Below are 24,698 nucleotides of genomic sequence, written 5' to 3' on the forward strand. Positions count from 1 at the left end.
TTGTGAAGTTATTGGCCGCTCTGCTTTTTTTCTTTATCTGAGCTGCCGCCACCGTCAGCGCTAGCCTCTTTTTTGTTGCCGCTCTCAGATGAAGTACTCTCACCACTTTTTTTGATAAGCTCCAGCCATTTCGCCTGCATTAGTGGACTTTCAATCGTTTCCTTTACGACTTCCTCCATTTGCTTGCGCAAAGTAGAGGATTTTAAAATCGTCTCCATTTGCTTTTGCATATCAGGCTGACCAAAGAATGATTCCAAATCCTTTTGGTAAGTAGGATCTTTCATGAGTTCCTTCATAATATCCTGTTGTTGCTTTTGCATACTTTTGGCTACAGTTTCTTTGAATTTTGGATCTTCAAAAGTCTTTTTCCAAAAATCCTCTGCTTCTTTTGAAAGCAATGTTTCCTCTGTCGCCTTTTTTACTTCGTCATGTTCTAATATCAATAATTCACGAAAACTCGGCTCCTCTAAAAGCTGTCGCAACGCCTTTTTACCATCCTCTGTTTGTAGAGAGTCAATCATAATTTTTTTTATCTCATCATAAGACATGGTAGAGGTTTTATCTTGTGAACAGGCAGCAAGAAAAAGCGTTAAAATCAGTAATAAAGTCAATTTTCGCATGTAACATCAGCCCTTTCTATAGATAGACTCTTTCAATTATTGTTCACATTTATGATGACTTTATGTATTGCTTGCGAAGAGAAATAGCTTTTTTAACAATGCATTGTTAAAATGATTACAGATATATGAAGAAATTGGGGGACTTTGAGTTGTGACGATACGAAATTGGGCAAAGTTTTTCTTCTTTGCAATGCTCGTTGGTGGCGTAGTCAACGGAATTTTTAGTTTATTTATTCGATGGAGCTTCTTTCAACCATATGTAGCAAATGGTCAATGGGGTGAATTTTTCGCAGGGCTTTTATGGATGGTATTCCTAGGGTTTACAATGAGTGTTATTGCACAAGCAGGGTTTTTCGCCTATCTAACACTGCATCAAGTAGGTGTTAACATTTTTAGAACGCTAACGCTATGGAATTGGGTACAGCTATTATTGATTGCTGTTACCATCTTTGATATTGTGTTCTTCCGTTTTGTACCGGGTGTTAAAGATGGACAAAGCTGGGTATTCTATTTGGGACTTTTAATCGTTTTAATTTTTGCATCAGTAGCAACAGCCATGCAAAAAGTGAAAATGACTGGAAAAAAACATGTTTTAGTGTCCGCATTATTTTTTATGATTGTTATTACAACATTAGAGTGGACAATCGCATTAATGGGACGTGATGAAAATATTAACGAATATGTTGCCTTATTATTATTCCCATTACTAGCTGTAAATGCATATCAATTATTAGTATTACCAAAATACAATGCAAAATCTGACGAAGATCGCCGAAAATTAGAAGAGCGTCGAAAAGCGCGCCTTAATCAAGCAAAAAATGCATAATGAATAAAAAATTGAGTAGCCTCAAAGATAGATGAGGCTACTTTTTTATGGGGTTTTTTTAGATTGAACTGAGTAACCGAATATGTTTTCTTCAATAGACATAAATTTATTTTGCTGCAATAAAGTATTTAATGCTTTAAAAGAAACATTACTGTCTTGATGCAATGAAGTAAATAAGAAATCTCCTTTCTGTAATTGAGGCGTTTTTTCTCCTTGCCAAATGAGGGATGGCGACAGAATGTTTACTTGTTTTTGAAATAAGCTCTTTTGCAATTCCTGAGAATATTGATGATTTCTTGTGGCAAACCAAAGTGGTGTAGCCTTTAAATATCTTTCATAAGTTTCAACATCCTTTTGTATTAAGGCAATATCTATTGGTTTTTCTACTGAATCTTCAGGACCTAATAATCCCGTAGGTAGTTTCCTCTCTTGTATCACTTTAATATGCTCTGGTGAGCGTTCAATCCATGCAGCATCTAAAAGTAGAAGCGGATAAGGTGCTTTTACGTTTTTTAACCAATCTAACAACGCATCATCAGAAAAAGAAATTTCGACAATAAGAGAAGTACCATAATGTCCTTTTGTTACAACAGTTGGTGCATTAGCGATATTAAATACAGAAATCATCGTAGAATTTAGCGGTTTGATAAAGACAAATAATATTACTATTAAACCCAGTGATATCAACGTTTTACGAATCATATTAAAGACCCCATTTCTATATTTTTAAAACGACAAAATAACCTCTTTAAAAAAACTTATGATTTTATGTTGACTTTCATGATTAATCGATGTTATTATGTATAAGTCGCCAAGAGATGACGCGACAAACGAAACAAAATGAACCTTGAAAACTGAACAAGCAAAACGTAATCAATATAGTTTTTATTAGCTATCTTATGTTAGTGAACGAAACAAAATTTTGGACATCAAAATTGATGCCAGCAAAACAATTTGAGCTAATCAAATTTCTTTTATGGAGAGTTTGATCCTGGCTCAGGACGAACGCTGGCGGCGTGCCTAATACATGCAAGTCGAGCGAACAGAGAAGGAGCTTGCTCCTTTGACGTTAGCGGCGGACGGGTGAGTAACACGTGGGCAACCTACCCTATAGTTTGGGATAACTCCGGGAAACCGGGGCTAATACCGAATAATCTATTGTCCCTCATGGGACAATACTGAAAGACGGTCTCGGCTGTCGCTATAGGATGGGCCCGCGGCGCATTAGCTAGTTGGTGAGGTAACGGCTCACCAAGGCAACGATGCGTAGCCGACCTGAGAGGGTGATCGGCCACACTGGGACTGAGACACGGCCCAGACTCCTACGGGAGGCAGCAGTAGGGAATCTTCCACAATGGGCGAAAGCCTGATGGAGCAACGCCGCGTGAGTGAAGAAGGATTTCGGTTCGTAAAACTCTGTTGTAAGGGAAGAACAAGTACAGTAGTAACTGGCTGTACCTTGACGGTACCTTATTAGAAAGCCACGGCTAACTACGTGCCAGCAGCCGCGGTAATACGTAGGTGGCAAGCGTTGTCCGGAATTATTGGGCGTAAAGCGCGCGCAGGTGGTTTCTTAAGTCTGATGTGAAAGCCCACGGCTCAACCGTGGAGGGTCATTGGAAACTGGGAGACTTGAGTGCAGAAGAGGATAGTGGAATTCCAAGTGTAGCGGTGAAATGCGTAGAGATTTGGAGGAACACCAGTGGCGAAGGCGACTATCTGGTCTGTAACTGACACTGAGGCGCGAAAGCGTGGGGAGCAAACAGGATTAGATACCCTGGTAGTCCACGCCGTAAACGATGAGTGCTAAGTGTTAGGGGGTTTCCGCCCCTTAGTGCTGCAGCTAACGCATTAAGCACTCCGCCTGGGGAGTACGGTCGCAAGACTGAAACTCAAAGGAATTGACGGGGGCCCGCACAAGCGGTGGAGCATGTGGTTTAATTCGAAGCAACGCGAAGAACCTTACCAGGTCTTGACATCCCGTTGACCACTGTAGAGATATGGTTTTCCCTTCGGGGACAACGGTGACAGGTGGTGCATGGTTGTCGTCAGCTCGTGTCGTGAGATGTTGGGTTAAGTCCCGCAACGAGCGCAACCCTTGATCTTAGTTGCCATCATTTAGTTGGGCACTCTAAGGTGACTGCCGGTGACAAACCGGAGGAAGGTGGGGATGACGTCAAATCATCATGCCCCTTATGACCTGGGCTACACACGTGCTACAATGGACGATACAAACGGTTGCCAACTCGCGAGAGGGAGCTAATCCGATAAAGTCGTTCTCAGTTCGGATTGTAGGCTGCAACTCGCCTACATGAAGCCGGAATCGCTAGTAATCGCGGATCAGCATGCCGCGGTGAATACGTTCCCGGGCCTTGTACACACCGCCCGTCACACCACGAGAGTTTGTAACACCCGAAGTCGGTGAGGTAACCTTTTGGAGCCAGCCGCCGAAGGTGGGATAGATGATTGGGGTGAAGTCGTAACAAGGTAGCCGTATCGGAAGGTGCGGCTGGATCACCTCCTTTCTAAGGATATTTTCGGAATACAAACCTTGGGTTTGTAAGATTACGTTTTGCGTTCAGTTTTGAAGGTTCATCATTACGATGAAATACTTCAAAATTTGTTCTTTGAAAACTGGATAAAACGACATTGAAATTGTAACAAACACATTTATTTTTTAAGTTTTTTATAGGCTTAATAACGAAATAGGGTTTCAAGACACAAGCAGTTCTAGGAAGCGAACGAGTGAATGAAGGAGCGTACTTACGTACGTGACTGATTGAACGAGAGAAGCTGACAACGAAATGCGCAGTGGATTGGAAGCCGATAGGTTAAGTTATTAAGGGCGCACGGCGAATGCCTTGGCACTAGGAGCCGAAGAAGGACGGCACTAACACCGATATGCTTCGGGGAGCTGTAAGTGAGCTTTGATCCGGAGATTTCCGAATGGGGGAACCCACTACGTTTAATCGCGTAGTATCTTGACGTGAATACATAGCGTCTTGAAGGCAGACCCAGGGAACTGAAACATCTAAGTACCTGGAGGAAGAGAAAGAAAAATCGATTCCCTGAGTAGCGGCGAGCGAAACGGGAAGAGCCCAAACCAAGAGGCTTGCCTCTTGGGGTTGTAGGACACTCTATACGGAGTTACAAAGGAATGAGTTAGATGAAGCGACTTGGAAAGGTCCGCCAGAGCAGGTAAAAGCCCTGTAGTCGAAAGTTCGTTCCCTCCAGAGTGGATCCTGAGTACGGCGGAACACGTGAAATTCCGTCGGAATCCGGGAGGACCATCTCCCAAGGCTAAATACTACCTAGTGACCGATAGTGAACCAGTACCGTGAGGGAAAGGTGAAAAGCACCCCGGAAGGGGAGTGAAAGAGATCCTGAAACCGTGTGCCTACAAGTAGTTAGAGCCCGTTAATGGGTGATAGCGTGCCTTTTGTAGAATGAACCGGCGAGTTACGATTACGTGCGAGGTTAAGCTTTAGAAGGCGGAGCCGCAGCGAAAGCGAGTCTGAATAGGGCGAATTAGTACGTGGTCGTAGACCCGAAACCAGGTGATCTACCCATGTCCAGGGTGAAGGTGAGGTAACACTTACTGGAGGCCCGAACCCACGCACGTTGAAAAGTGCGGGGATGAGGTGTGGGTAGCGGAGAAATTCCAATCGAACTTGGAGATAGCTGGTTCTCTCCGAAATAGCTTTAGGGCTAGCCTCGTGATGAGAATACTGGAGGTAGAGCACTGTTTGGACTAGGGGGCCATCCCGGTTTACCGAATTCAGACAAACTCCGAATGCCAGATATTTATACACGGGAGTCAGACTGCGAGTGATAAGATCCGTAGTCAAAAGGGAAACAGCCCAGACCACCAGCTAAGGTCCCAAAGTAATCGTTAAGTGGAAAAGGATGTGGCGTTGCACAGACAACCAGGATGTTGGCTTAGAAGCAGCCATCATTTAAAGAGTGCGTAATAGCTCACTGGTCGAGTGACGCTGCGCCGAAAATGTATCGGGGCTAAACGATTCACCGAAGCTGTGGATTGACATCTACGATGTCAGTGGTAGGAGAGCGTTCTAAGTGCGTTGAAGTCAGACCGGAAGGACTGGTGGAGCGCTTAGAAGTGAGAATGCCGGTATGAGTAGCGAAAGACGGGTGAGAATCCCGTCCACCGTATGACTAAGGTTTCCTGAGGAAGGCTCGTCCGCTCAGGGTTAGTCGGGACCTAAGCCGAGGCCGATAGGCGTAGGCGATGGACAACAGGTTGATATTCCTGTACCACCTCCTCACCGTTTGAGAAATGGGGGGACGCAGTAGGATAGGGTAAGCGCGCCGTTGGTTGTGCGCGTCCAAGCAGTAAGGCGTGTGTGTAGGCAAATCCGCACACTGTAACGTTGAGCTGTGATGGCGAGTCCGTATGGACGAAGTTCCTGATTTCACACTGCCAAGAAAAGCCTCTATCGAGGTGAGAGGTGCCCGTACCGCAAACCGACACAGGTAGTCGAGGAGAGAATCCTAAGGTGTGCGAGAGAACTCTCGTTAAGGAACTCGGCAAAATGACCCCGTAACTTCGGGAGAAGGGGTGCTCTTGAGCGTGCAAGCGCATGAGAGCCGCAGTGAATAGGCCCAGGCGACTGTTTAGCAAAAACACAGGTCTCTGCAAAACCGTAAGGTGACGTATAGGGGCTGACGCCTGCCCGGTGCTGGAAGGTTAAGAGGAGTGGTTAGCGCAAGCGAAGCTGCGAATTGAAGCCCCAGTAAACGGCGGCCGTAACTATAACGGTCCTAAGGTAGCGAAATTCCTTGTCGGGTAAGTTCCGACCCGCACGAAAGGCGTAACGATCTGGGCACTGTCTCAACGAGAGACTCGGTGAAATTATAGTACCTGTGAAGATGCAGGTTACCCGCGACAGGACGGAAAGACCCCGTGGAGCTTTACTGTAGCCTGATATTGAATTTTGGTACAACTTGTACAGGATAGGTAGGAGCCAGAGATCTCGGAGCGCCAGCTTCGAAGGAGGCGTCGGTGGGATACTACCCTGGTTGTATTGAAATTCTAACCCATGCCCCTTAGCGGGGCAGGAGACAGTGTCAGGCGGACAGTTTGACTGGGGCGGTCGCCTCCTAAAAGGTAACGGAGGCGCCCAAAGGTTCCCTCAGAATGGTTGGAAATCATTCGTAGAGTGTAAAGGCACAAGGGAGCTTGACTGCGAGACCTACAAGTCGAGCAGGGTCGAAAGACGGGCTTAGTGATCCGGTGGTTCCGCATGGAAGGGCCATCGCTCAACGGATAAAAGCTACCCCGGGGATAACAGGCTTATCTCCCCCAAGAGTCCACATCGACGGGGAGGTTTGGCACCTCGATGTCGGCTCATCGCATCCTGGGGCTGTAGTCGGTCCCAAGGGTTGGGCTGTTCGCCCATTAAAGCGGTACGCGAGCTGGGTTCAGAACGTCGTGAGACAGTTCGGTCCCTATCCGTCGTGGGCGTAGGAAATTTGAGAGGAGCTGTCCTTAGTACGAGAGGACCGGGATGGACACACCGCTGGTGTACCAGTTGTCTTGCCAAAGGCATCGCTGGGTAGCTATGTGTGGACGGGATAAGTGCTGAAAGCATCTAAGCATGAAGCCCCCCTCAAGATGAGATTTCCCATTACGCAAGTAAGTAAGATCCCTCAAAGACGATGAGGTAGATAGGTTCGAGGTGGAAGTGTGGTGACACATGGAGCTGACGAATACTAATCGATCGAGGACTTAACCAAAAAGTTTGAAACATTCAATGCACCGTTTATCCAGTTTTGAAAGAACAATCTTTCAATTAAATACTGTCTAGTGATGATGGCAAAGAGGTCACACCCGTTCCCATACCGAACACGGAAGTTAAGCTCTTTAGCGCCGATGGTAGTTGGGGGCTTCCCCCTGTGAGAGTAGGACGTCGCTAGGCGCAAAAAGTCGCTGCTGATACACTCAGTAGTGGCTTTTTTTAATTTCTTTCATTATGTGAAATATGACTATAGAGAGGCCATTAAACATGGCAAACTGTAAATTCATTTAAAAAGAATGGAGACATTTCACCATAATGCGTGAAATGTCTCCAAAATTGTTTTTTAAACAGTAGTCGCACGTAATTCAATACGACGAATTTTGCCCGATGTGGTCTTAGGAAGCTCATCTAAAAAGACAATACTACGAGGGTATTTATATGGTGCTGTTAGCGCTTTAACATGCTCTTGAAGTTCTTTTATTAATTCGTCCTCATCACGCCCTCTAAAGCTCTCACGTAAGATTACAAACGCTTTTACTATATGCCCTCTAATTTCATCTGGTGCAGCAACAACTGCACATTCTTGTACAGCCTCGTGTTTGTTTAAAGCATCTTCCACTTCAAATGGTCCAATTGTGTAGCCTGATGAGATAATAATGTCATCTCCACGTCCTTCAAACCAGAAGTATCCATCCTCATCACATTTTGCTTGGTCACCTGTAATATACCACTCACCTCTAAAGGCAGCTTGCGTGCGTTCAGGCTCACGGTAATATTCCTTGAATAAGGCAGGCGATGATTTATGGACAGCGATGTCTCCGACTTCTCCTACGGGTGCTTCATTACCTTCATGGTCTATAATACGTACAATATTTCCAGGTGTAGGAACACCCATAGAACCAGGTCGTAATTCTGTGTTTTCAAGCGTACCTATTAATAATGTATTTTCTGTTTGTCCATAACCATCTCGTACTTTCAGACCAAAATTGTTCATAAATGTTTCAATAACTGGACGATTTAATGGCTCACCTGCAGAAACAGCACTTCTTAATGAAGCTAAGTTGTAATCTTTAAGATTATCAATCTTTGCCATAATACGATATTCTGTCGGCGTGCAACATAGCACATTGACTTTTTCGTCCTGTAGGAGTTGAAGATACGTATGAGGTTCAAAACTACCATGATAGACAAAAGCCGTTGCTCCTAACATAATTGTCGATAAAAATGGACTCCAAATCCATTTTTGCCAGCCCGGTGCTGCAGTAGCCCAGACTAAGTCCCCTTCACGTACACAAAGCCATTTGGAAGCTGCTGTTCGAATATGCGCATAGCCCCAGCCATGAGAGTGAACCACCCCTTTAGGTTTACCTGTTGTACCTGAAGTATAAGATAGGAATGCCATATCATCGCGTTTTGTCGCAACAGCTGTAAAGCTTGTAGGTTGCTTTTCAGCTAATGCATCTAAAGAAATCCAATTGTTCGTAGCGTTGCCAATTACTAATTTATTATCCAATGCTGCAACGGAAGAAGTAATTTTATCTACTTCACTAGTGAAAGCCTCGTAGGCAATAACAGCAGTTGCAGAAGAGTGTTCCATACGATATTCTAAATCACTTGCGCGTAACATCTCTGAACAAGAGATCGGAACAATACCTGCTTTTAAACAGCCAAGGAAAACAAAATAAGCTTCTGGTAGGCGGGGAATAATCACTAAAACACGATCCCCTTTTTGTAATCCTCTCTCCGTAAAAGCATTCGCGTATTGATTCATTTTTTGAATAAGATCGGCATAAGAAATTGTACGTCGGTTTTGTTGAGCATCCAACCATCTTATAGCTTGGCGATCACTATCTTGGGAGAATTTCTCTAATTCCTCCGTGATGTTGTAAAGCTCTGGTGCAATTAAATCCTTTGTTACCATATGAACATTCCTCCCCAAAACAAATTTAATAGAAAATTCGTAAAACTATTTTTATTTTAACAATTACAATAATATACAGCAAGAATATTTGGTACATTAAATAGAAATATTAGATTTAATAGAGAACTATTGAGGTTTGATATACGTCAATTCGAAAATTATGCAATAAATTAAATAATTTTGTTGAAAAAGTATTGCATAATTTAGAATGCTTGCTATAATAATAAATGTACTTAAGAGGTTGTCAAAACCAAATTAAATAGTATTGTTCCGAAGTAGCTCAGTTGGTAGTAGCACCTGACTGTTAATCAGGTTGTCGCAGGTTCGAGTCCTGCCTTCGGAGCCATTTTTTTGCACTTTTTTAACTAATTTATAATTTCAAAAAGAAATTTTTAAAAAATACTTGCATCAAAATGAAAATGATGTTAATATAAATCTTGTCTTGTTTGAGACATAATAAATGGCCCCTTGGTCAAGCGGTTAAGACACCGCCCTTTCACGGCGGTAACACGGGTTCGAATCCCGTAGGGGTCACCATTTTCAATACATTGTAGTAATGCATAGGCTTAAAAAGATAAATAAACTGTGAAGAAATAACACCTGTTTCTATGGAGGATTAGCTCAGCTGGGAGAGCATCTGCCTTACAAGCAGAGGGTCGGCGGTTCGAGCCCGTCATCCTCCACCATATAGTGTTTTTTCGGAGGGGTAGCGAAGTGGCTAAACGCGGCGGACTGTAAATCCGCTCCTTAGGGTTCGGCGGTTCGAATCCGTCCCCCTCCACCAGTTTTATTTATTTAAATGATTGGGGTATAGCCAAGCGGTAAGGCAACGGATTTTGATTCCGTCATGCCTAGGTTCGAATCCTAGTACCCCAGCCATTTTTTCTTTTATGAGCCATTAGCTCAGTTGGTAGAGCATCTGACTTTTAATCAGAGGGTCGAAGGTTCGAGTCCTTCATGGCTCACTTTTCTATATATTAAATTCAAAAGTGTAACATTAACTACAGATACTAATCTCTTGCTGAAAACAGCAGGAGATTTTTTTACGTATTAAATGAATAAATATACGATTTATTGTTGGGTTGAGCCAAGTGTATTGTAGGCTTTACAATAGTCTTATCACCAAAAGGGGGTATAAAAATATGAATAAACAACAAGTATCAATTATTGGAGTACCAACAGATTACGGACAAACACGAAGAGGGGTTGACATGGGACCAAGTGCAATTCGATATGCGGGCGTTGTAGAGCGATTAGAGGCAATCGGACACGAGGTACATGATCAGGGAGATATACTTGTTAGTCAAAAGCATGATAGTAAAGAAGTTGATAAACAGCTATTAAATTTAGAGGAAGTTATAGATATCAGTACCACATTAGCTAACCAAGTACATGAAGTGTTAGAACAAAAAAAATTTCCGCTTGTATTTGGCGGTGATCATAGTATTGCAATCGGTACGCTTGCAGGACTGGGAGAGCACTTTCAAAACCTAGGTGTTATTTGGTTTGATGCACATGCCGATCTGAATACACCTGAAACAACACCATCTGGTAATATTCACGGTATGCCACTTGCGGTTAGTATTGGATTGGGTCATGAACGTCTTGTACAAATTCGAAACTATGCACCAAAGGTTAAGCCTGAAAATGTCATTATTATCGGTGCACGTTCAGTAGATCCGGGGGAACGTGAGCTAATTCGCCAACAAGGTATTAAGGTCTATACAATGCATGAAATTGATCGACTTGGTATGACGCGTGTGATGGAAGATGCAATCGCTTACTTACAAGAACGTAAAGTAGACGGTTTACATTTATCGTTAGATTTAGATGGTCTAGACCCGCTTTATACACCAGGAGTGGGAACGCCGGTGCCTGGCGGTATATCGTATCGTGAAAGTCATTTAGCAATGGAAATGCTACAAGAATCAGGGATGTTAACATCTGCTGAATTTGTTGAGGTGAATCCTATACTAGACGAGAAAAATAAAACGGCAGATGTGGCAGTAGCATTAATAGGTTCTTTGTTTGGTGAGACACTAGTTTAATGTAAATTGTGAAAAAAATGTTTATCGCCACATCGTTTAAAAAACTTTTGTTATAATTGAATATAAATTGAAACTTTTCTTATAGTCGGGTCGTATAGTATAAGACAGTTGTAAAGGTGGAGAAGTAAACACAATGGATGCGTTAGTAAATAAGAGAATAAAACAAGTGCTTAAAGGCGATCAAAACGCATTTGCCGATATTGTGAGTCTCTATCAGCACAAACTGTACCAAGTATGCTACCGAATGTTAGGAAACAAGCAAGAATCTGAGGATATTGCACAAGAAGCATTTGTTCGCGCTTATATGAACTTGCATACTTTTGATCAAAAAAGAAAATTTTCGACGTGGCTTTATCGCATTGCGACGAACCTCTGCATAGACCGTATTAGAAAGAAAAAGCCGGATTATTATTTAGATGCGGAGGTAGCTGGCACAGAAGGGCTCGATATGTATTCGCAGATTGCAGCAGATGACCAACTACCAGAGGAACAGTTAGAGCAGATGGAGCTACAAGATCGTATTCAATATGAGATTGGACGATTGCCGGATAAATATCGTTCAGTTATAGTATTGAAATATATTGAAGAATTATCGTTACAGGAAATCAGTGAAATTTTGGATATGCCTCTTGGGACAGTGAAAACGAGAATTCACCGCGGACGTGAAGCATTACGAAAGCAATTAAACAATCTGTAGGAGGGGGAGCGTCATGAATATTTGTCCAGAGCATATTATTGATTATATGCATGATTATTTAGACGGTGACATTAGTCGTGAGCATGAGCAAGAGTTGAAACAACATTTGCAATCATGCGGTGATTGCAAGCAATTGATGCAAGAATTGAGTGAAACGATCGCCTTTGTGAAGAGTGCTTCCCATATTACAGCACCTCCGGATTTCGAAGCTGCGGTGATGGCACGTTTACCGAAACCCAAAAGTCGTGTAGGTATGCAAAAATGGATTCGTCGTCATCCGTTCTTTGTGGCAGCAGCAGTTTTCTGTTTATTTATGAGTGCTACTTTATTAGGTAGTTTCATGGATGATCAAAACTTCTCGGTCTCCAAACAACCAAACCTTGTTGTAGAAGGACAAACGGTTATTGTTCCAGAAGGAGAGGTCGTAAAAGGCGATATCGTCGTCAAAAATGGCGACTTACTTGTTGAGGGTGAAGTAGATGGCAATGTAACGATTATTAACGGTCAGTATATGGCATCTTCAGCAGTCGTTTCAGGCAATATCGAGGAAATTGACGAAGCATTCGAATGGTTATGGTATACTATCAAAAATTCCGTCAAGGCAGCAATGACATTTGAGGAAAAAGAAACTAAATAGAACTCTATACGTCCTACATGGTAGTGCACGGTAGAGGATGAAAAGTCTACTCATATGGGTAGACTTTTCATTTGAAAAAAGTTACATTTGAAAAGAATGTGCTATACTTAAATGTGTATGGATTCGCAATGAAAAGTGGGGGATGCCACGTGCAAATTATCGAACAATTCACGGATTTAACACCAGTGAATATTGCTATTAACTTCATAGATGTACTGCTCGTTTGGTACGTTGTTTATAAAATTTTAACCCTCATTAAAGGGACGAAAGCTGTCCAACTATTGAAAGGCATTTTCGTCATAATTATTGCACGTATCGCAACAGACTTTTTAGGGTTAGAAACTTTGGGGTGGATGCTAAAGCAAGTAATCGAGTTTGGTTTCTTGGCCATCATTATCATCTTCCAACCGGAAATACGACGAGGTCTAGAACAAATTGGACGAGGAAAGCTTTTCCAACGTTCGACAAGTCAAGAAGAAGAAGAGCAAACAAGACTGATTGAGGCCATGAAGAAGTCGGTTAGCTATATGGCAAAACGCCGAATTGGTGCATTAATTTCTATAGAAAAAGACACAGGCTTGAATGAATATATTGAAACGGGAATAGGTCTAAATGCAGAAGTTTCTTCTGAATTGCTTATTAACATTTTTATACCGAATACACCATTACATGATGGTGCAGTCATTATGCAGAAAGATAAGGTTACAGCAGCAGCTTGCTATTTACCACTTTCGGAAAGTCCGTTTATTTCAAAGGAACTTGGTACACGACATCGTGCAGCTCTTGGGCTTAGTGAAGTAACAGATGCGATTACGATTATCGTATCAGAGGAAACGGGAGCTATTAGTATTACGTTAAATGGAAATCTACATCGCAATCTTTCTCTAGAGGAATTCGAAACACTGTTACGCAAAATGTGGTTCGGATCAGCACAAGAATCGAATGCAGCCTCTAAGTTGACTTGGAGGGGGAAAAAGAATGGATAAAATGATGGATAGCCCATGGGTATTGCGAATCATTGCGCTTTTTCTAGCGTGCTTACTATTTTTCTCTGTTCGGACCGAGTTAGCTTCTACAGATAAAACTGCGATGACTGAACAGGTTGAAGTCATTCGAGATGTACCCGTAGAAGTTTATTATGATGATGATAGTCTTATCGTGACGGGTATTCCAAAAACAGTGAATGTCACGGTAAGGGGACCAAAACAAATCGCCTTACAAGCAAAATTAGTGAAAGATTTCTCAGTATTTGTAAATTTAAATGATTTATTAATTGGTGAGCATAGCGTTGAACTACAATACGAAAATATTTCTGATAAGTTGCAAGTGACGCTAGACCCAGCAAAAGTGAATGTAAATATAGAGGAAAAAGTCACACAAGAGTTCCGTGTAGATCCGGAAATGAATAATCGTTTAATAGATGAAGGATATTACTTAAAAGGGATGTCTGCTAACCCAGCAACTGTGTTTGTAACAGGGGCAAAAAGTGCTATTGAAAGCATTAGCTATGTGAAAGCGACTGTTACGGGTGAACAAGGCTTGAAACAACCTTTCTCTCAAGCAGCGGCTGTTAAAGTATTAGATCGCGATTTAAATAAATTAGATGTGATAATAGAACCAGAACAGGTTAAGGTACGGGTAGATATTGCTGAATATAGCAAAGAACTTCCTGTTACGATAAAGGAAATGGGCAAAGCAGCAGAAGGGATTACCATTAATCAATTAACCCTTGATACTACTAGCTTAAGGCTATTTGGCAAGAAATCTATTATTGATGTTTTAACCGAAGTACCTGTTGAAGTGGATTTATCAAAAATTACGGAATCGAAAACGTATGAATTTGATGTGAAATTACCAGAGGGTGCGACTAAAGTATCTCAACAGAAAGTTAAAATTAAAGCGAATGTTACAAAGGCAGAGAAAGCCGAAAAGGTAGATCAGGTGGATCCAGTAGAACCGGCGGAAAAGGAAACGATTGCTAATCCTACAGAGACAAATCCTGAACCTGTGACAGAAGATATTGATTCTTAAACAATAACTGACTATAATTTTAACTTGATTCATATATGAGATTTCCTGTCTCTACAAATTGTGTGATCCAGCAAAGCGAAAATGCTGACGAACATAATGGCTCAAGTTAGCACCTGTATAATTCCGTTATAGTGAATGTGCGACACTTGAGTACCGACATCTTTTTGCCTTAGAGCCTCTAAAAGTGATTTAAAGAGGCCTAAATACTAGTAGATAAATAAAAAATAGACTTTTCCAAAAGTAAGCAGACGAGCCGTCCGATTGTCCGCAGGAAATAAGCATGATGCGGTCGTCTTGCATTGAAGGAGAGAACAATTAGAATGGGTAAATATTTTGGAACAGATGGCGTCCGTGGCGTCGCGAATAGTGAATTAACACCGGAGTTTGCATTTAAACTAGGCCGTGTAGGTGGCTATGTTTTAACAAAGGATGCAACAGGGCGTCCAAAGGTATTAATTGGTCGTGACACACGTATTTCAGGCGAAATGCTTGAAGGTGCACTAGTAGCTGGGCTTTTATCAATTGGCGTAGAGGTAATGCGTCTTGGTGTAATTTCTACACCGGGTGTTGCTTATCTTTCCCGAATTATGAGTGCAGATGCAGGCGTCATGATTTCAGCTTCACATAACCCAGTTGCCGACAATGGCATTAAATTTTTTGGTCCCGATGGTTTCAAGTTAACTGATGCTCAAGAAGCAGAAATTGAAGCAATTCTTGATGCTCAAGAAGATACATTACCACGTCCAATCGGTGCAGATCTAGGCATTGTAAGTGACTATTTCGAAGGTGGACAAAAGTATATTCAATACCTAAAGCAAACGGTAGATGAAGAATTTGATGGTATTCATGTAGCGCTAGATTGCGCACATGGTGCAACATCATCATTGGCAACTCATTTATTTGCCGACTTAGAAGCAGACATTTCAACAATGGGTGCTTCCCCAACAGGTCTGAACATTAATGACGGTGTTGGTTCAACACATCCAGAAGGTCTTGCTGCATTTGTGACTGAAAAGGGTGCAGATGTTGGTTTAGCATTCGATGGAGATGGCGATCGTCTTATTGCAGTAGACGAAAAAGGTAAAATTGTTGACGGTGACCAAATTATGTTTATCATTGGTAAACACTTAAATGCAGTTGGTCGTTTGAAAAAGCAAACAATTGTCTCAACAGTGATGAGTAATATGGGCTTCTACAAGGCTGTTGAAGAAAACGGCATGCATAGCGTACAAACGGCTGTAGGCGATCGTTACGTTGTGGAAGAAATGCGTGCTAATGAATACAATCTTGGCGGAGAGCAATCTGGTCATATTGTGTTCTTAGACTTTAATACAACGGGTGATGGCTTGCTAACAGGTATTCAACTCGTTAGTATTATGAAAGCTACTGGCAAAAAGTTATCAGAGCTTGCAGCAGAAATGACAATCTTCCCGCAACGTTTAGTCAATGTACGTGTAACAGACAAGCATGCAGTGACGGAAAATGCTAAGGTTGCAGCTGTAATAGCAGAAGTTGAATCAGATATGGCTGGAAACGGTCGTATTTTAGTACGTCCTTCTGGCACTGAGCCACTTGTTCGTGTAATGGTGGAAGCTGCTACAGAAACGGATTGCGAAATTTATGTAGAACGTATTGCCAATGTAGTACGTACGGAAATGGGTTTAACAGAATAATTATAAATTACGCGATCTCCCACCATTGGGAGGTCGTTTTTTTATGTTTGAAATTTTTGAAGGAGGGAAGTATAAAACAGAGTCACAATAAACAAGGGGTGTTTAATTTATATGGCTAAAATTGCAACAGTAATAACAGATATGTTTGAAGACGTGGAGTATACAAGTCCAAAGGCAGCATTAGAGGCTGCTGGGCATGAGGTCATTACAATTGACATTGAAGCAGGAAAAGAAGTTGAAGGTAAACATGGTGAAAAAGTGAAAATTGATAAGGGAATCGAGGAAGTTCATGCTTCAGAATTTGATGCACTGTTTATTCCAGGTGGCTTTTCACCGGATATTTTACGTGCAGATGATTGCATTGTAGCCTTCGTCAAAACGTTTATGGATGACATGAAGCCAACCTTTGCAATTTGTCACGGGCCACAGCTACTGATTACAGCCAAAACATTAAATGGACGTGATGCAACAGGCTATAAATCCATACAAGTAGACTTGGAAAACGCAGGTGCTATTTTCCATGACGAAGAAGTATTTGTTTGTCAAAAGCAATTAGTAACAAGTCGTACACCAAAAGATTTACCAGCTTTTAACCGAGAAATTGTGAAATTACTTGCAAGCAAAGAGAGCTAATCGTCGTTCCTATTTTAGAGGCTGAGATATAACCTTAAAATTTTAAATAGAGGTACATTGGTGTTGATAAATTTTCGCTAAGAAATAATAAATAAAAAAGAAAAACTAGTTGTTGGTAGCAAAGGCGGTGACTCCTGCTCAGAACGCACACAGCGTAAGATGCGGTATTCTGCACGTTAGTGAAGGTTGCGGCTTACTGTGCTGAGCGGAAAGCACCGCCGAAGCGGACAACAACGACACAGTAAAAAAGTGTTAGATTGGTGGCGGTCAATCTAACACTTTTTCACTTTTGTCCCAGCCATTTTGCTATTGTTATACAATCATGCTGGCATTTCTCATCTTACACTTTGATAGTTTGTCACAAAAAAAGTAGCTAAGGGTTATTTTTAATAACGAAAATTTGACGAATAGCATATGATTGAGTATTATGGAGAAGCTGACGGCTTGGGTAATCTTGTCCGCTTAGCAAGTGCTAAAGGAGGAAAGGAAGCACAAAAATCGGAAAACAATTATAGCGCCTGAGCTGAAGAAATTGGACGAAGACATCTTCAGCAGACGAGGTGGAGGTTTATCGAAAATTCGGCGGATGCCTCCCGATCGACATACCCGATTGTCATTTTTCATTTTGAAAGCATTTGAGTGATTGAATGTACAGAAAATGGAGAAGGTATAAGTAGAGCAATAGATAAATAGGAAAACTTCACGTATCGAGCAAAGCACTATTTTAGATAGCTGAAATAGTCTGAGGACGTGCGCGCATAAGTATGTTTATTTTCGTTTTGAAAATAAGCGGTACTGTTTACGCCCACCGAAAAATTTCGATAGGCTGAGGTCTAGTTTGTCATTGCGTTAATATGACAATATCGGAGGAAATATAATATGTGTGGAATTGTAGGATATATTGGTGAATCAGATGCTAAGGAAATTTTATTAAAAGGTTTAGAGAAGCTAGAGTACCGTGGCTATGACTCAGCAGGTATCGCTGTACGCAACGAAGAAGGCGTAACAATCTTCAAGGAAAAAGGTCGTATCGCTGATTTACGTGGAGCAGTAGACGAGGATGTAGCGGCTAAGGTAGGAATCGGTCATACACGTTGGGCAACGCACGGAGTACCTAACCGTTTAAACGCGCACCCTCATCAAAGCGCATCAGGTCGTTTTACGATTGTGCATAATGGTGTGATTGAAAACTATCATTTATTACAAAAAACATACTTAAAAGGCATCCCAATGAAATCTGACACGGATACAGAAGTAATCGTGCAGTTAGTAGAGCTATTTGTGAAAGATGGACTGCAAACAGCAGAGGCGTTCCGCAAAACATTATCTCTACTACACGGCTCTTATGCACTTGCATTATTAGATGCTGAAGCGGCTGATACAATTTTTGTGGCGAAAAACAAATCACCACTTCTTGTAGGTGTAGGCGATGGTTTCAATGTAGTTGCATCAGATGCCATGGCAATGCTACAAGTAACTGATCAATTTGTGGAATTACACGATAAAGAAGTCGTTATCGTGCACAAAGGTAGTGTGCAAATTACAAAATTAGATGGCACAGTAGTGGAGCGTGCACCTTACACAGCAGAGCTTGATATGAGCGATATTGAAAAAGGTACGTACCCTCACTATATGTTAAAAGAGATGGATGAACAGCCGACGGTTATCCGTAAAATCATTCAAGCGTACGAAGGCGAAAATGGCGATTTAACAATTGATGCAGCGATATTACAAGCATTGCAAGCTGCCGATCGATTATACATTATTGCTGCCGGCACAAGTTACCATGCAGGTTTAATCGGTAAACAATATTTCGAGAAAATGGCTGGTATTCCGGTAGAAGTGCATATTTCAAGCGAGTTTGGTTATAACATGCCACTACTTTCAGAAAAACCACTATTTATCTTTATTACCCAATCAGGTGAAACAGCGGATAGCCGCCAAGTACTTGTGAAAATTAAAGAGCTTGGGTATCCAACATTAACGATTACAAACGTACCAGGTTCAACGCTATCACGTGAAGCAGATTATACATTATTATTACATGCAGGTCCTGAAATCGCTGTAGCTTCAACAAAAGCATATGTAGCGCAGGTGGCAGTACTTGCACTAGCAGCATATGTGACAGCAAAAGCAAGCGGTAAAGGCTTAGAATTTGATTTAAAACAAGAGCTTGCAATTGCGGCTAACGGTATTCAAACAATTATTGATGCAAAAGATGTATTAGAAGACATCGCAGAGGACTACTTAAAAATTGCACGCAACGCTTTCTTCATTGGTCGAAATATCGACTTCTGTGTAAGTCTTGAAGGTGCTTTAAAACTAAAAGAAATTTCATATATTCAAGCAGAAGGTTTTGCAGGTGGCGAACTAAAACATGGTACGATTGCTTTGATTGAAGAAGGCACACCCGTTTTCGCCCTTGTCACACAAGAATCGGTAGCCTTAAATATTCGCGGCAATGTCAAAGAGGTAGCTGCACGTGGAGCATATCCATGCATTATCGCTATGGCTGGCGTAGACGAAGACGGCGACCGTCTAGTGATTCCGCATGTTAACGAATACTTAACACCACTTGTTTCAGTTGTGCCATTACAGCTAATTAGCTACTATGCGGCACTCCATCGTCGTTGTGACGTTGATAAACCTCGTAACTTAGCTAAATCAGTGACTGTGGAGTAGGGCTTAGAGCTGAGGGTGTTAATATTGTTGATTTGAAATAAAGTCGTACCGTTTATAAAAAAGATGTATCGTTTAAAATAAAGTTATACCGTTTGTAAAAAAGTTTCACCGTTTTCCCCCTTTGGATAATACTATCTAAAGGGGTGTTTTTATGTCAAAACGAACTAGAACATCTAAAGCCGAAAAGTGGATTAAAGAAGGTCGTGGCTCTGGAGTTGGAGCCGATTATAAACCATGGTTAAACATTCAAGATGTGTCTTCGAAAGGTCGGTCTACACGTTTAAAAGGTATTAAAACAAATAGGCAGCATGAATTTCTATCTGATTTGGAAAGAAATCACTTTTATTTAACGGAATATTCGGATTCCGTTGTTGATATTCGAGAACAATTTCCTTTATTGCCGTTAGAAGAAACAATTGTCATTGCTGATGAATTAGGTCTAAAACATCCTACAGACCCTAAAACGAATGAGCCAGTTGTAATGACAACGGATTTTTTATTAACGGTAGAAAAAGGAAGTGGATTAGTAGAGCTTGCACGAACAATAAAAATAAAAGATGAGCTACTGCCTAAAAGGAAGCTATATCCAATTAGAGATAGAGCTTGAGCATGATGAATTAACGTCTGTTCAAATTAACAAACGAGATAAGGACTGGGCACTGTAGAAAATTTTATCCTCCTTAATATGAAAGAGCTACTAATGAAAAAGGGACGTGAAGTAAAAATAGTAGAGATTGCCGCCGAGAGCGGACTAGGCAAAACAAAGGTGAAAAAACTGCTAAGCCGCTATTGGCAACGTGGCATGAACAAAAATGCTATATTACCCAATTACGCAAACTCGGGTGGTCGTGGGAAGACTAAAAATCTTAACAATGATAAGGTTGGTCGCTCACGTAGAGTAACTGTAAATGGTGAATATCGAAGTGGCATTAATATAACTGATGAGATTAAGACGCAATTTGAACATGCCATTAATAAATACTACCGCAAAGCCAATAACTATTCGTTAAAAAATGTGTACCATTTTATTTTGCGTGATTTTTATGCAGATTCAAAGCGAGCAATCGAAGAACAATGGTATACAAGGCTGATAACAAAAGTATTGATATTGTGTATGATCCACGTCATTTAGACAAAATTTATATCGCGAATGATAACGGAATGGATTATGAAACATGCATTTTATTAGAGCCTAGCCAGCAATATAAATCGGATTTTTTAGAAGAAGTCGTTTTTCAGCATCAATTACGAAAACAGCATATATTTGTATGCTGTTTTATTTATGATGAAATTTAACAATTATAGAGAAATGTAATTATTTAAAGTATATAATTACCAAATTTTCTATAATGTGAATATATTTATTTACAGTTTATCCCTTATATGTTATATTAATTACATACCTAAATTATGGGTTTAATTATACATATTAGGAGGTGGAAGTTATGTCATGTCCTCAAGGATGGAATAAAGTGGGTGAATGTTATGGTGATGCATTTTGCAACCATAATGATGGTTGTGGGTTCTTATGGTTAGAAAAGAGTTACCAGCAACATATTTATGCTAAATGTCAAAATGGTAGTAAAACTGATTGTTACTACTCATCAACTACAACGTTAAGATGCTGCTAATAATACTGGTAACCCATTTAAGCTACTTCTATTTGAAGTAGCTTAAATACTTTTGAACAAGGAGGAAAATACATGATTTCTTTTCCAAAGGAACACCACAAATTTTTAAAGCAAAATGTTGACCCTATAGAAAAGGGTGACTATTTAGTTAATGCCGAAGTTAAAAATGGATTGTTTCTAAGTGACTTGGTTTCAAATCATCTATTTATTGTTTTTTTAAGCACTAGCTGTTCCGCATGTGAAGCCGCTTTTGAGGCGATAGATAGTGTTTTACAAACCAATCCGAAATTAAATACTTGTTTCTTAATTGATACAGATCTACAAAATTTAAATGCAATTAAAGAAGCACTACCAAATCAAAATATGATATTCTCGTTCCCGTATAATAAAATGAATGAAACATTTGGCTTTGCAAGGGCTCCCTGGGGTATAGCGGTTAATAAGGAATTACAAATTATTAGTTCTGGTCCATTCGGGAAAATTGAAACATTAGATAGAATGTTGAAACCATTTAAATATCAAATAGGTGAAATCATTGAGTCACAAAAATAAATTATTAGACAAAAATATTTATAAAAATTCAAAACTAAAATTTATTTCCGTCACTTTACTGATCATCATTACCGCTCTTTTAAATAGCCAACTGGTAACTTTCACTGAAAAATTTATAGATTCATTGGGTATGTCAAACTTTAAACATTCACTAATTTTACTTCTGTTACTCAGTGCATTCTCATTATCAACTAAAGTAGCGGAGCAGGTAATTACATATATTAAATCACTAATCCGATTAACAGTAGAATCCCAGTTAAACCATAAGTTTTTAAGTATACTTAACTTTAATACGATAACCGAACTTGAGACCCCCACTTATCAAAACGAAGTTAATTATTTTAGAGGGACATTGGGAACATTATCTGCTCTCCCCGATTATTATATTGATCTAGGGAAAAATTTAATTTTCGTTGTTGCATACTCATATCTTATTTTCCAATATAACTGGCTAGTTTTATTGATATTAATCCCATTAGCTGTGCCAAATGCTATATTTCAAAATTTTTACGCAAAAAAACTACGTTTTTATTACCGAGATACTGCCGAAATAGGTAGAGGTAAAGAAAGTTTTTTTCAGTTACTTTTAAACCCCCAAACTCAGAAGGAAAATATGGTCTTCTCGAATAAAAATTTCTTATTACAGAAATGGTCAGTCAATAATACTATTGGTATAGAAAAACAAAAAGCACTGATGAACACTGAATTTAAATGGCGATTCCTCATGCATTTACCTAATGTTATTTCAATAATGGCTGTTCAGTTAGTTATTGTGACAGGGATTATGCTTACAAATAAAAATTCAATAGGTGATTATTTTGCAATAATCACAGCAGCTGGTTTTCTGCAATCGGCTTTAATTGGCCTAGCTGAAATTTTAGGTAAGTTAAAAGAGACGAAGCTAGTAATAAAAGACGGAGAAAGTTTCTTTGAAAAGTTTAACGAGAATAAGTTGGATGATACAGCACTCGATATGAATAAAATAGAGAATGTTAGACTTGATAATCTCTCGTTTACTTATCCGAATATGGATAAAAAAGCACTAGAAGATATTAGTCTTTCTTTTAAAATAGGAGAAAATATAGCAATTGTAGGGGAAAATGGTTCTGGTAAATCTACTCTAGCTAAGATAATCTCTGCTCTTCATAATATAGAGGATGGTATGCTCTTTTTTAATGGAATAGACATTAATTTAATAAAAAGAAAAACTCTATTAGAGCAAATATCTATTGTTAGTCAGGATTTTGTTAAATACCCACTTACGGTTAAGGAAAATATTCTCTTTGAAAATGATGATACAAATATTGAGAGATTATCAAACTTAATCAAAAAATATCCTATGCTTATACCAGATAATTTGAAAAATAATTTAAATGCTATGTTAGGATATGAATTTTCAGGAGGGCAGCAGCTATCAGGAGGTCAATGGCAAAAAATAGCAATCGGCAGAGCGCTCGTCAAAGAGGCTGATGTGCTAATCCTAGATGAACCAACCTCGGCATTAGACCCTATGACAACAAATAATGTTATTAACTTAATTCTATTGGAAAGAAATTTATTAACTACAATACTTGTTACACATGATTTAGCATTAGCGAAAAGATTCGATAAGATATTATGTATAAATAGCGGCAAAATAGTGGGATTTGGAACACACTACGAATTGATTCGAGAAAATTCATTTTACAAAGAATTAAACAATGATAAAAAGGAGGAGAGATTAGATGTTACAGTCTAAATTCAAAAAAATATTTCAGTCCAAAACAGGACAGCCTGAAAATCAAAAGATTGTACAAGTACCGTATGAACCAGGTGATGTTATTGAAGGAGACCTTTTTAACAATTCAAGTACAACCACTTCTTTATTATGTTTCATTTCGCTTAGTTGTTTAGATTGCATAGATTTGTTACCCCAGCTACAAGAGGTAACAGATCAATTTAACGGTAACTTTTCTCTTTTTGTAGAGGCTTCAAACGAAGAAATAGAAGAAATAAAAAGTCACTTCAAATTCGAATTCCCATTGTATAGCCTAAAACGTGAAGATTTACCTTTAAAATACCGGGTTTTCACAACACCGTATGCATATCTAATTGACACTAGTAAACGTGTAGTTAAGGGTCAAAATGTATACAATAGTAGCGATTTATTAGAATTAGGTCGAGCGAAGGCATTTTCTAATGATTAACTACTCAATAAATATAATTCTTGGATCATTATTCTTACTTGCTTTTTATGCGAAAGTAATAAGTATTAAAGATTTTAATCTTGAAATAATAGATTATAAGGTAGTCCCCAGGCGCTTGGCTCCTATAGCGGCAGTATGTGTCTTATCATTAGAACTAGGACTATTTTTTTCCTTTACATTAAGTAAGTATTATTTTTTAAGTAATGCAGTAGCAATATGTTTACTTTCTATATTTACAATTTTTACCTATTTAAAAAAACAAAGTAAAAAAGACAGTTCATTAAAAACCTGTACGTGTTTTGGGAATGTGAAATTATTGAATAAATATCCTATACAAAGAAATTTGTTACTCATAACAGTAATTATTGTTAACTATTCTTTTTTTAGTACCGTCCAAATAAAAATTCAAACTAAATTAGTAGTAATGTTAAGTATCCTCTTAATTTTTTTAATTTTTATTTGTATCTACTTAGTTAACAAAAAAAGAACTACAAACATTGTGATAGATTTTTTGGCTAACCAAAAATTGAATAAAGGTTTAGCTATTTTTTTAGATTATAAGTCTGACTCTTTTTCTGAGATTGATTCCATTTTATCAATAAATAAACAAGACTCAATTGTAGTATTTTTAAGTGGTCCAGCATGGTTGGTAAAGGGAAAAGAAAAGAAGTGGAACACTAGAGTAGTATTGGTAGATAGTGATTTTATTTCAGAAGATTTTATTAGTATCATAAAAGGGAAAAGCATACAAACATATAACAATGTATCACTATACCTTAAATACAACTAAATTAAGGAGAAA

The 24,698-nt window shown here is 39.6% G+C and carries 17 protein-coding genes, 6 tRNA genes, 3 rRNA genes and 1 pseudogene; 24 read left to right on the plus strand and 3 right to left on the minus strand.

The window, feature by feature from the left end; translation table 11 throughout:
- Window positions 1–8: 8 nt before the first annotated feature.
- Entirely contained in the window at window positions 9–620 is a 612-nt protein-coding gene (gerD, locus tag LS41612_RS01370) for a spore germination lipoprotein GerD (RefSeq protein WP_024364339.1), read from the minus strand.
- A gap of 151 nt (window positions 621–771) precedes the next feature.
- Here gerD and LS41612_RS01375 point away from each other — a divergent pair, with 151 nt between their 5' ends.
- A complete protein-coding gene (locus LS41612_RS01375; RefSeq protein ID WP_024364338.1) occupies window positions 772–1,446 on the plus strand; it encodes a KinB-signaling pathway activation protein in 675 nt (224 codons plus the stop codon).
- 45 nt (window positions 1,447–1,491) lie between these two features.
- On the opposite strand, the gene LS41612_RS01380 is transcribed toward LS41612_RS01375, so the two are convergent.
- A complete protein-coding gene (locus LS41612_RS01380; protein ID WP_024364337.1) occupies window positions 1,492–2,148 on the minus strand; it encodes a hypothetical protein in 657 nt (218 codons plus the stop codon).
- Between the two features lie 271 nt (window positions 2,149–2,419).
- On the opposite strand from LS41612_RS01380, the gene LS41612_RS01385 reads away from it, so the two are divergent.
- The 3 genes from LS41612_RS01385 (at window position 2,420) to rrf (ending at window position 7,385) form a co-directional block, all read left to right on the plus strand.
- Window positions 2,420–3,971 (plus strand): 16S ribosomal RNA (locus LS41612_RS01385).
- Window positions 3,972–4,275: 304 nt separating this feature from the next.
- Window positions 4,276–7,203, plus strand: a 23S ribosomal RNA gene (locus tag LS41612_RS01390).
- Between the two features lie 66 nt (window positions 7,204–7,269).
- Window positions 7,270–7,385, plus strand: a 5S ribosomal RNA gene (rrf, locus tag LS41612_RS01395).
- The 16S, 23S and 5S rRNA genes sit together here, the layout of an rRNA operon.
- 163 nt (window positions 7,386–7,548) lie before the next feature.
- Here the strand turns inward: rrf and mbcS are convergent.
- A complete protein-coding gene (mbcS, locus tag LS41612_RS01400; protein WP_024364065.1) occupies window positions 7,549–9,126 on the minus strand; it encodes an acyl-CoA synthetase MbcS in 1,578 nt (525 codons plus the stop codon).
- Window positions 9,127–9,395: 269 nt separating this feature from the next.
- Between mbcS and LS41612_RS01405 the strand changes: the two genes are divergently transcribed.
- From LS41612_RS01405 to LS41612_RS01510, 20 genes and pseudogenes are all read left to right on the plus strand, one after another.
- A tRNA-Asn gene (locus LS41612_RS01405) sits at window positions 9,396–9,472 on the plus strand.
- A 116-nt stretch (window positions 9,473–9,588) separates the two neighbouring features.
- A tRNA-Glu gene (locus LS41612_RS01410) sits at window positions 9,589–9,663 on the plus strand.
- A 73-nt stretch (window positions 9,664–9,736) separates the two neighbouring features.
- A tRNA-Val gene (locus tag LS41612_RS01415) sits at window positions 9,737–9,812 on the plus strand.
- A gap of 14 nt (window positions 9,813–9,826) precedes the next feature.
- A tRNA-Tyr gene (locus LS41612_RS01420) sits at window positions 9,827–9,910 on the plus strand.
- Window positions 9,911–9,930: 20 nt separating this feature from the next.
- Window positions 9,931–10,005: transfer RNA gene (locus tag LS41612_RS01425), tRNA-Gln, on the plus strand.
- 13 nt (window positions 10,006–10,018) lie between these two features.
- Window positions 10,019–10,091: transfer RNA gene (locus LS41612_RS01430), tRNA-Lys, on the plus strand.
- A 177-nt stretch (window positions 10,092–10,268) separates the two neighbouring features.
- Window positions 10,269–11,174, plus strand: coding sequence for an arginase (gene rocF / locus LS41612_RS01435; protein WP_024364064.1), 906 nt, complete (start codon window positions 10,269–10,271; stop codon window positions 11,172–11,174).
- Between the two features lie 133 nt (window positions 11,175–11,307).
- Window positions 11,308–11,871, plus strand: a complete 564-nt coding sequence (sigW, locus tag LS41612_RS01440; protein ID WP_004225410.1) for an RNA polymerase sigma factor SigW — start codon at window positions 11,308–11,310, stop codon at window positions 11,869–11,871.
- Window positions 11,872–11,884: 13 nt separating this feature from the next.
- Window positions 11,885–12,508, plus strand: a complete 624-nt coding sequence (locus LS41612_RS01445; protein WP_024364063.1) for an anti-sigma factor family protein — start codon at window positions 11,885–11,887, stop codon at window positions 12,506–12,508.
- A 149-nt stretch (window positions 12,509–12,657) separates the two neighbouring features.
- On the plus strand, window positions 12,658–13,494 hold the full coding sequence (gene cdaA, locus LS41612_RS01450; RefSeq protein WP_024364062.1) for a diadenylate cyclase CdaA: 837 nt from the start codon (window positions 12,658–12,660) through the stop codon (window positions 13,492–13,494).
- Entirely contained in the window at window positions 13,487–14,539 is a 1,053-nt protein-coding gene (locus LS41612_RS01455; protein WP_024364061.1) for a CdaR family protein, read from the plus strand. The genes cdaA and LS41612_RS01455 overlap by 8 nt, the downstream gene beginning before the upstream one ends.
- A gap of 320 nt (window positions 14,540–14,859) precedes the next feature.
- Window positions 14,860–16,212 carry a phosphoglucosamine mutase gene (glmM, locus tag LS41612_RS01460; RefSeq protein WP_024364060.1) on the plus strand — a complete coding sequence of 451 codons (1,353 nt, stop codon included), beginning with the start codon at window positions 14,860–14,862 and terminating at the stop codon, window positions 16,210–16,212.
- A 111-nt stretch (window positions 16,213–16,323) separates the two neighbouring features.
- The gene (locus tag LS41612_RS01465; RefSeq protein WP_024364059.1) at window positions 16,324–16,845 is read left to right on the plus strand and encodes a type 1 glutamine amidotransferase domain-containing protein; all 522 of its coding nucleotides are present in this window, start codon (window positions 16,324–16,326) and stop codon (window positions 16,843–16,845) included.
- 879 nt (window positions 16,846–17,724) lie between these two features.
- The gene (gene glmS / locus LS41612_RS01470; protein WP_024364058.1) at window positions 17,725–19,527 is read left to right on the plus strand and encodes a glutamine--fructose-6-phosphate transaminase (isomerizing); all 1,803 of its coding nucleotides are present in this window, start codon (window positions 17,725–17,727) and stop codon (window positions 19,525–19,527) included.
- Window positions 19,528–19,678: 151 nt separating this feature from the next.
- A pseudogene (locus LS41612_RS01475) lies at window positions 19,679–20,189 on the plus strand (TnsA endonuclease N-terminal domain-containing protein); the annotation flags it as partial.
- Between the two features lie 38 nt (window positions 20,190–20,227).
- Entirely contained in the window at window positions 20,228–20,659 is a 432-nt protein-coding gene (locus LS41612_RS01480; RefSeq protein WP_024364056.1) for a hypothetical protein, read from the plus strand.
- A gap of 571 nt (window positions 20,660–21,230) precedes the next feature.
- Window positions 21,231–21,710, plus strand: coding sequence for a hypothetical protein (locus LS41612_RS01495; RefSeq protein WP_024364053.1), 480 nt, complete (start codon window positions 21,231–21,233; stop codon window positions 21,708–21,710).
- Entirely contained in the window at window positions 21,694–23,448 is a 1,755-nt protein-coding gene (locus tag LS41612_RS01500) for an ATP-binding cassette domain-containing protein (protein ID WP_024364052.1), read from the plus strand. Before LS41612_RS01495 ends, LS41612_RS01500 begins: the two co-directional genes overlap by 17 nt.
- A complete protein-coding gene (locus LS41612_RS01505) occupies window positions 23,435–23,896 on the plus strand; it encodes a TlpA family protein disulfide reductase (RefSeq protein ID WP_024364051.1) in 462 nt (153 codons plus the stop codon). Before LS41612_RS01500 ends, LS41612_RS01505 begins: the two co-directional genes overlap by 14 nt.
- Window positions 23,889–24,686, plus strand: a complete 798-nt coding sequence (locus LS41612_RS01510) for a MauE/DoxX family redox-associated membrane protein (protein WP_024364050.1) — start codon at window positions 23,889–23,891, stop codon at window positions 24,684–24,686. The genes LS41612_RS01505 and LS41612_RS01510 overlap by 8 nt, the downstream gene beginning before the upstream one ends.
- The last annotated feature ends 12 nt before the right edge of the window (window positions 24,687–24,698 follow it).

The organism is Lysinibacillus sphaericus (assembly GCF_002982115.1).
GTDB classification, from domain to species: Bacteria; Bacillota; Bacilli; order Bacillales_A; family Planococcaceae; genus Lysinibacillus; species Lysinibacillus sphaericus.